The sequence below is a fragment of the Mycobacterium sp. E796 genome, assembly GCF_001672815.1.
Classification (GTDB): domain Bacteria; phylum Actinomycetota; class Actinomycetes; order Mycobacteriales; family Mycobacteriaceae; genus Mycobacterium.
The window spans coordinates 1-7,150 of record NZ_LZKK01000035.1 but is presented as its reverse complement, the minus strand read 5'-3'; the positions used below and the strand labels follow the sequence as shown (position 1 = coordinate 7,150).

Below are 7,150 nucleotides of genomic sequence, written 5' to 3'. Positions count from 1 at the left end.
GCGCCCGGTGGATCATCGCGTCGAGCAGCACCGCGCTCTTCGAAGGCCACCAGCGATAGATGGTCTGCTTGCCGACGCCCGCCCGCTCGGCGATGGCATCGACGCTGATCGGCCCACCGCCGTCGGCAAGCAACTCGGCCGCTGCCTGCAGGATCGCCCGCTCCGCCGCGTCGTTACGTCGGTTACCGGTGTGCGGCCTTCGGGGCGTCACAGCCTGAAGGCTAGCGTTCCCATTGACGAGACCACCAGTCTCGACAATGCTTGCGTCATGACCACCTCAGCCCGCCAACGCAAACGTCGCCGCACCCACTTGTTCCATCGACGCATCGCCAACCCCATCACCCGGCGGCTGCCCACCCAGGTGCTCCTGGAGACCACAGGCCGCAACAGCGGGCGACCCCGACGAACGCCGATCGGCGGGCGACTCGACGGCGCCACGTTCTGGCTGGTGGCCGACCACGGCGAAGCGTCCGACTACGTGCGGAATATCAAGGCGAACAACAGGGTTCGGATTCGTCTCCGTGGCCGCTGGCGGGCCGGGTCCGCCACGCTGCTGCCCGACGACGACCCACACGCCCGCTTGGCAACGCTGCCGCGGTTCAACAGCGCGATGGTGCGCGCGTTGGGCACCGACCTGCTGACCGTGCGGGTCGACCTGGATCCGACGTAGTCGGCCGGGATCCCGTCGCTCAGCAATTTCTCAACAACTTCTTCGGTTCCCGCTAGCTCGGCACAAAGGATCCGCCAAGCCACCGGCCTCAGTATCGACTCATGACGAACGAACCGCTCTGCGCAGAGCTGATCGAGCGGTACCTGTGCACCCGCGGCAGCCGGTATTTCCGGGGCCGGCACGACGGCGAATTTTTCTACGTCGCCAACACCCGCCCGCGGCGGCTGCACGTCCACCTCGAAGCCTGCCCGGCGCAAAGCGACGTGCTGATCATCCGGGTGACACCCGCGTGCTTCTTTCCCGCTGCCGAGCGTCCCTGGCTGGTGCACTTCGCCGACACCTGGAACGCGCAGGACCGCGGCGTCGTCGCGGTCGTGCACGGCTCGTCCGACCCACAGCGCATCGGCGTGGTGGCGCGCAGGTCGCACTGGATCCGCAAGGGCGTCTCCTTCGAGGACTTTGCCGCCTTCGTCGACGCCGCCATCGCGGACGCGATCGACCTCTTCGGCCAGCTGGCGCCCGTCGACGAGTTACCGCCGACGACGCCCCCGCTGCTATGTGACGCCGGCTGAGGGGAGGCGAGCGTAACGCCACGGCGAAATTCTGGGCGGTATTTCGCGGTGGCGTTACCTTCGCGCGATGTTTAGGGCCTGCGTCACATCGGCAACCCGTTGCGAATGGCAGGCATCAAACGGCCGGCGGCCCAGAATCACGAGACGGCGAAATGGGACCCGGAGTTCACCCGACAGGTCGCTAAGGCCCTCGGCCCCCTGGTCAAGCGGTGGTATCGCGCGGAGGTGCGAAACGTCGAAAACGTCCCGTCGACCGGTGGGGCACTCGTGGTTTCCAACCACTCGGGCGGCATGTTCACGCCGGACGTGTTCATCTTCTCGCCCGCCTTCTACGACAAGTTCGGCTACGACCGCCCCGTCTACACCCTGGCCCACTACGGCCTGTTCATGGGCCCGCTGGACGGCTGGCTGCGCCGCCTCGGGGTCATCGAGGCGAACCGCGAAAACGCCGCCGCCGCTTTGCATTCGGGTGCGGTGGTGCTGGTCTTCCCGGGCGGCGACTACGACTCCTACCGGTCCACCTTCAGCGCGAACACCATCGACTTCGACGGTCGCACCGGCTACGTCAAGACGGCGATCGAAGCCGGGGTACCGATCGTTCCAACCGTGTCCATCGGCGCCCAGGAGACGCAGCTGTTCCTGACCCGCGGCAACTGGCTGGCGCGCACGCTGCGACTGACGAAGGCCCGGATCAACATCTTGCCGGTCAGCTTCGGTTTCCCGTTCGGCCTGAGCGTGATCTTCCCGCCCAACCTGCCGCTGCCGGCCAAGATCGTGACGGAGGTGCTCGAGCCGATCGACATCGCCGCCCGCTTCGGCGACGATCCCGACGTCGACGAGGTCGACACGCACGTCCGTGCGGTGATGGAGGCCGCGCTCCAGCGGCTCGCGGACCAACGCCGGTTCCCCATCCTGGGCTGAGGCGTCGGCAGGGGGCACGCATGTGAAGAGGCTCAACGGCATGGACGCCATGCTGCTGTACAGCGAGACGCCGAACCTGCACACCCACACGTTGAAAGTCGCGGTCCTAGACCCCTCCAGCTGCGATTCTGACTTCGGCTTCGAGGCGTTCCGGCGCCACGTGCGCCGCCGGCTGCATCTGCTAGAACCGTTGCGCTACAAGCTCGTCGACATCCCCTGGCACCTTCATCACCCGATGTGGCAGGAGAACTGCGAGGTCGACCTGGACTACCACCTGCGGCGGGTGCACGTGCCCGCGCCGGGCGGCCGCCGAGAACTCGACGGCGTCATCGGGGAGGTGGCCTCCATGCCGCTCGATCGCAGCCGTCCGCTGTGGGAATTCCACTTCGCGGAGGGCCTGACGGGCGGCCGGTTCGCGCTGATCGGCAAGATCCACCACGCGCTGGCCGACGGCGTCGCCTCGGTCAACCTGCTGGCTCGCGCGATGGACCTCGAGGACGGGCCGTCCGACGAGCGGGACGACGACGAGCCCTGCGTCACCCCGTCGACGTCCGACCTGCTGCGCGCCGCCGCGCGCGACCACGCCCGGCAAGCCGCCAAGCTGCCGGGCCTGGTCAAAGACGCGGCCGTGGGGTTGGCGCGGGTCCGTCGCCGGTCCCGCGAGCGCGGGAATCACCCCGACCTGGCCGACGCGTTCGACGCGCCGCCGACCTTCCTCAACCACGTGGTGTCACCGCGGCGGCGGTTCGCCAGCGCGGCCCTGCCGCTGCCCGACGTCAAGGCGACCGCCGGGGCGTTGGGCATCACGATGAACGACATGGTGCTGGCGACGGCGGCCGGAGGGCTGCGGAAGCTGTTGTTGGCCTACGACGGCGCGGCCGAGCGGCCGATCATCGCGTCCGTTCCGACCGCCACCGACAGGTCGAACCGGGTGACCGGCAACGAGATCAGTGGCCTGTCCATTTCGCTGCCCGTTCACATCGCCGACGCGGCCGAACGGGCGCGGCTGGTGGCGCTGGCGACCCGAATCGCGAAGGAAGACCACGAAATTCTCGGCCCCCGACTCTACGAGCGGATGATGACCTACCTGCCGACCGCGCTGGCCCCGGCCGCGTTCCGCTGGCTGGCCCAGAGGGAGGCACCGAACAAGATGATGAACGTCGCGGTGTCCAGCGTCGTGGGCCCGCGAGAGCGAGGCCACTTCGGGGGCGCGACGGTCAGCGAAATCTACTCGACCGGCGTGCTGTCGCCGGGCGCCCCAGTCAACATCACCGTGTGGAGCTACGTCGACCAGCTCGGCATCGCAGTGCTCACCGACGACCGGACGTTCGACGACCCACACGAAGCGACCAACGCGCTCACCGCGGCCTTCTGCGAATTACGCTGTGTCGCAGGAATTTCCGCCTAGGCGGCGAGTACGGCGTCCAGCGCCGAATAGAACAGGCCCAGGCCGTCGTCGGAGGGTCCCGTCAGCGCCTCGATGGCGTGCTCGGGATGCGGCATCAGCCCGACGACGCGACCGTTGGCGGAGCTGATGCCGGCGATGTCACGCTGCGAGCCGTTGGGGTTGTCGTGGTAGCGAAAAACCACCCGGCCCTCGCCCTCCAGCTCGTCGAGCACGTTCGCCGGGGCGACGTAGCGGCCCTCACCTGACTTCAGCGGCACCAGCAGGTCCGCGTCGGGCTCGAAACGCGAGGTCCACGCCGTCGAGGTCGACGCCACCCGCAGCCACACGTCGCGGCACACGAAGTGCAAGCCCGCATTGCGGGTCAGCGCCCCGGGCAGTAGCCCGGCCTCGCAGATCACCTGAAAACCGTTGCAGATCCCCAACACCGGCATCCCGCGTCCGGCGGCCTCGACCACTTCGGTCATCACCGGCGCGAATCTGGCGATCGCGCCGGCGCGCAGGTAGTCGCCGTAGGAGAAACCGCCGGGGACCACCACGGCGTCGACCCCCTTCAGGTCGGCATCGGCGTGCCATAGAGCGACCGCCTCGGCGCCGACGCGCCGCGCCGCCCGGGCGGCGTCCACGTCGTCAAGCGTCCCGGGGAAGGTGATGACTCCGATCCGCGCCGTCACTGCGTCTCCCGGCTGATCGTCCAGTCCTCGATCACGGTGTTGGCCAACAGCGACTCGGCGATCTCGGCGAGCTCTGCGTCGCCGATCGTGTCGTCGACCTCGAGCTCAAACCTCTTGCCCTGCCGGACATCCGAGATCCCCGAATGGCCGAGCCGACCCAGCGCGCCGACGATTGCCTGACCCTGCGGGTCCAGAATCTCCGCTTTGGGCATCACATGAACGACCACCCGGCTCACCGGCGCTCCTCCTCAGGGCTCATCTCGGCCCCCAACTCTACCGGCGAGCGGTGCCGCCGGGCGGTCACGGGCACGAGGCGATATAGGCGTCGCACAGGGGCGCGACCATCGAGTTCAGCACGGAGTCGTCCGCCATCGCCGGCCAGGACACCTGCGGCGGCCCCTGCGACCACAGCGTGAGCTCGCTGACCGTGCTGCTCGCCACGTGGGCCACCAGGTAGGTATGCATGATCACCGGGCCGCTGACCACCGCGGCCATCCGGTTCGGCTCGTCGCTGGTGATCGACGGCGACTGCGCCGGGACCCGCTGCTGGCAGCCGCGCAGGGCGGCGACGGCGGTGCTGAACACCCCGGCCGCGATGGAGCCGCCGCGGGCGGTGTCGCCGCGCCAGTGCAGTATTTCGGCCTGCAACTGCCACTGACCGTCCGGGTGGGTGATCGTGGCGCGCGCCGCGACCGCCGAGGCGCGGGCGTCCTGCGACGCCTCCGGCGAGGCACACAGGTCCTCGAAGCGAAACCTCGCCGTCCCGGTGCCCGTCAGCGGAACCGACGAGCCGGCCAGCGCCGGCCAGCGGTACACCGGGTCCAGCGGCACCGCGCGCTGCTGAATCCAGGCGCTGTTGGGAATCTGGTCGCACACCGTCGGGCAGGTCTCCGGGTCCGCATGGGCGGGTACCACCACGATCAGAGCCACCGCGAAGCCGCCGACAGCCAGCATCGCCGCCAGGATCACCCGCATCGGCACCACCCCCGTCAGGGCACAATCGTAGATATGCAACTTACGCACTTCGGCCATTCCTGCCTACTCGCCGAGTTCGACAACACGCGTGTGCTTTTTGATCCCGGTTCCTTCGCGCACGGCTTCGAGGGAATCACCGGACTGTCCGCCATCCTGATCACCCACCAGCACCCCGACCACGTCGACGTCAGCCGGCTGCCCGCGCTGCTCGAGGGAAACCCCGAGGCGGAGCTCTACGCCGATCCGCAAACCACCGAGCAGCTGGGCACGCCCTGCCGGGCGGTGCACGTCGGCGACGAGCTGCAGATCGGCGAGCTGACCGTCCGCGCCGTCGGCGGCCGGCACGCCGTGATCCACCCGGAAATCCCTGTGATAGAGAACATTTCGTTTCTGATCGGCGACGGCGGCCACGCGGCGCGACTGATGCACCCCGGTGACGCGCTGTTCGTGCCCGACGAGCCGGTGGACGTGCTGGCCGCTCCGGCGGCGGCGCCGTGGATGAAGATCGCCGAGGCAGTCGACTACCTGCGCGCGGTGGCGCCGGCGCGGGCGGTGCCGATCCACCAGGGAATCATCGCCCCCGACGCGCGGGGCATCTACTACGGTCGGCTCACCGAGATGACCACCACCGACTTCCAGGTGCTGCCCGAAGAAAGCGCGGTCACCTTCTAGCCGCGAGCAGTCAGAACTAGGTGATGTCGTCAGCGGCGCCGCGGCCGGCGGCGCGCCCGGAGAAAATGCAGCCGCCCAGGAACGTGCCCTCCAGCGCCCGGTACCCGTGCACGCCGCCGCCGCCGAAGCCAGCCACCTCGCCGGCCGCATACAGCCCCGTCAGCGGGGTGCCGTCGGCCGTCAGCACCCGCCCGGCCAGGTCGGTCTCGATGCCGCCCAACGTCTTTCGAGTGAGGATGTGCAGCTTGACGGCGATCAGCGGCCCGGCCTTCGGGTCGGTCAGCCGGTGCGGCGCCACCACCCGGCCCAGCCGGTCGCCCCAGTAGCCGCGCGCCGCGCGGATCGCGGTGATCTGGCCGTCCTTGCTGAACCGGTTGGCCACCTCGCGGTCCCGGGCGGTCACCTCGGCCTCCACCGTGGCGTAGTCCAGGGGCTCCACGTCGGGCAGCTTGTTCATCGCCCTCACCAGCTCGCGAAGCGAGTCCGCGCTGACGAAGTCCACGCCCCGGTCGATGAAGGCCTGCACCGGTGCCGGAGGCCCGGAGCTGGCCCGGTTGCGCACCAGCTCGCGCACGCTCTGACCGGTCAGGTCGGGGTTCTGCTCCTGGCCGGAGAGCGCAAACTCCTTCTCAATGATCTTGGCGTTCAACAAAAACCAGGTGTAGTCATGGCCGGACTTGGTGATGTGCTCGAGCGTGCCGAGGGTGTCGAAGCCGGGATACAGGGGCACCGGCAACCGCTTGCCGGACGCGTCCAGCCACAGCGACGACGGGCCCGGGATGATGCGGATGCCGTGCAGCGGCCAGATCGGGTCGTAGTTGGTGATGCCCTCCGTGTAATGCCACATCCGGTCGGGGTTGATGACCCGCGCGCCGGCCCGCTGGGAGATGCCGATCATCCTGCCGTCGACGTGCGCGGGCACGCCGCTGAGCAACTGCTCGGGCACGCGGCCCATCCGCCTGGGCCAGTTCCTGCGCACCAGCTCGTGATTGCCGCCGATGCCGCCGCTCGTGACGATCACCGCGGAAGCCCGGAACTCGAACTGCCCCAACGCGTTTCGCGACGACGCCACACCGCGTGCCTCGGCCGACGGCTCCAGCACGGTGCCGCGGACGCCGGTCACCGCGCCACCCGCGCTGCCCTCTAGGATCAGCTCGTCGACCCGGTGGCGGGGGGGGGCGGGCCCCCCCCCCCCGCCCCCCCCCGGGGCCGGCGCCCACGCCCCCGCCCGCCCCCGGGGGTACCCGGGTTGGGCATGAGG

Annotated in this window: 9 protein-coding genes and 1 pseudogene; 5 read left to right on the top strand and 5 right to left on the bottom strand. The window is 69.5% G+C overall.

What is annotated here, in order from left to right; translation table 11 throughout:
• A partial coding sequence (locus A5706_RS03265; protein ID WP_156766937.1) for a TetR/AcrR family transcriptional regulator occupies positions 1-211 on the bottom strand: 211 nt, incomplete at its 3' end.
• 57 nt (positions 212-268) lie between these two features.
• Here A5706_RS03265 and A5706_RS03260 point away from each other — a divergent pair.
• The 4 genes from A5706_RS03260 (at position 269) to A5706_RS03245 (ending at position 3,571) form a co-directional block, all read left to right on the top strand.
• Positions 269-670: a nitroreductase/quinone reductase family protein gene (locus A5706_RS03260; protein ID WP_068127021.1), complete on the top strand. Its 402-nt coding sequence runs from the start codon at positions 269-271 to the stop codon at positions 668-670.
• 101 nt (positions 671-771) lie between these two features.
• Complete coding sequence (locus tag A5706_RS03255; RefSeq protein ID WP_068127020.1) at positions 772-1,242, top strand: YbjN domain-containing protein; 471 nt, start codon at positions 772-774, stop codon at positions 1,240-1,242.
• Positions 1,243-1,347: 105 nt separating this feature from the next.
• Positions 1,348-2,163 carry a lysophospholipid acyltransferase family protein gene (locus A5706_RS03250; protein WP_068127018.1) on the top strand — a complete coding sequence of 272 codons (816 nt, stop codon included), beginning with the start codon at positions 1,348-1,350 and terminating at the stop codon, positions 2,161-2,163.
• A gap of 22 nt (positions 2,164-2,185) precedes the next feature.
• Positions 2,186-3,571, top strand: a complete 1,386-nt coding sequence (locus A5706_RS03245) for a wax ester/triacylglycerol synthase family O-acyltransferase (protein ID WP_197517733.1) — start codon at positions 2,186-2,188, stop codon at positions 3,569-3,571.
• Here the strand turns inward: A5706_RS03245 and purQ are convergent.
• The 3 genes from purQ to A5706_RS03230 form a co-directional block, all read right to left on the bottom strand.
• Complete coding sequence (purQ, locus tag A5706_RS03240) at positions 3,568-4,242, bottom strand: phosphoribosylformylglycinamidine synthase subunit PurQ (protein ID WP_068127012.1); 675 nt, start codon at positions 4,240-4,242, stop codon at positions 3,568-3,570. The two genes, A5706_RS03245 and purQ, sit on opposite strands and share 4 nt — an antisense overlap.
• The gene (purS, locus tag A5706_RS03235; RefSeq protein WP_068127010.1) at positions 4,239-4,478 is read right to left on the bottom strand and encodes a phosphoribosylformylglycinamidine synthase subunit PurS; all 240 of its coding nucleotides are present in this window, start codon (positions 4,476-4,478) and stop codon (positions 4,239-4,241) included. The genes purQ and purS overlap by 4 nt, the downstream gene beginning before the upstream one ends.
• Before the next feature lie 64 nt (positions 4,479-4,542).
• Positions 4,543-5,274, bottom strand: a complete 732-nt coding sequence (locus A5706_RS03230; protein WP_068127023.1) for an ATPase — start codon at positions 5,272-5,274, stop codon at positions 4,543-4,545.
• Between A5706_RS03230 and A5706_RS03225 the strand changes: the two genes are divergently transcribed.
• Entirely contained in the window at positions 5,251-5,889 is a 639-nt protein-coding gene (locus tag A5706_RS03225) for an MBL fold metallo-hydrolase (protein WP_068127008.1), read from the top strand. The two genes, A5706_RS03230 and A5706_RS03225, sit on opposite strands and share 24 nt — an antisense overlap.
• Positions 5,890-5,905: 16 nt before the next feature.
• Here the strand turns inward: A5706_RS03225 and A5706_RS03220 are convergent.
• Positions 5,906-7,060 (bottom strand): annotated as a pseudogene (locus tag A5706_RS03220) (FAD-binding dehydrogenase); the annotation flags it as partial.
• Positions 7,061-7,150 lie beyond the last annotated feature (90 nt).

Coding starts and splice junctions, on each gene's coding strand:
- A5706_RS03260 (WP_068127021.1), top strand. CDS start 269: ATGACCACCTCAGCCCGCCAACGCAAACGTCGCCGCACCCACTTGTTC.
- A5706_RS03255 (WP_068127020.1), top strand. CDS start 772: ATGACGAACGAACCGCTCTGCGCAGAGCTGATCGAGCGGTACCTGTGC.
- A5706_RS03250 (WP_068127018.1), top strand. CDS start 1,348: ATGGCAGGCATCAAACGGCCGGCGGCCCAGAATCACGAGACGGCGAAA.
- A5706_RS03225 (WP_068127008.1), top strand. CDS start 5,251: ATGCAACTTACGCACTTCGGCCATTCCTGCCTACTCGCCGAGTTCGAC.
- A5706_RS03230 (WP_068127023.1), bottom strand. CDS start 5,274: ATGGCCGAAGTGCGTAAGTTGCATATCTACGATTGTGCCCTGACGGGG.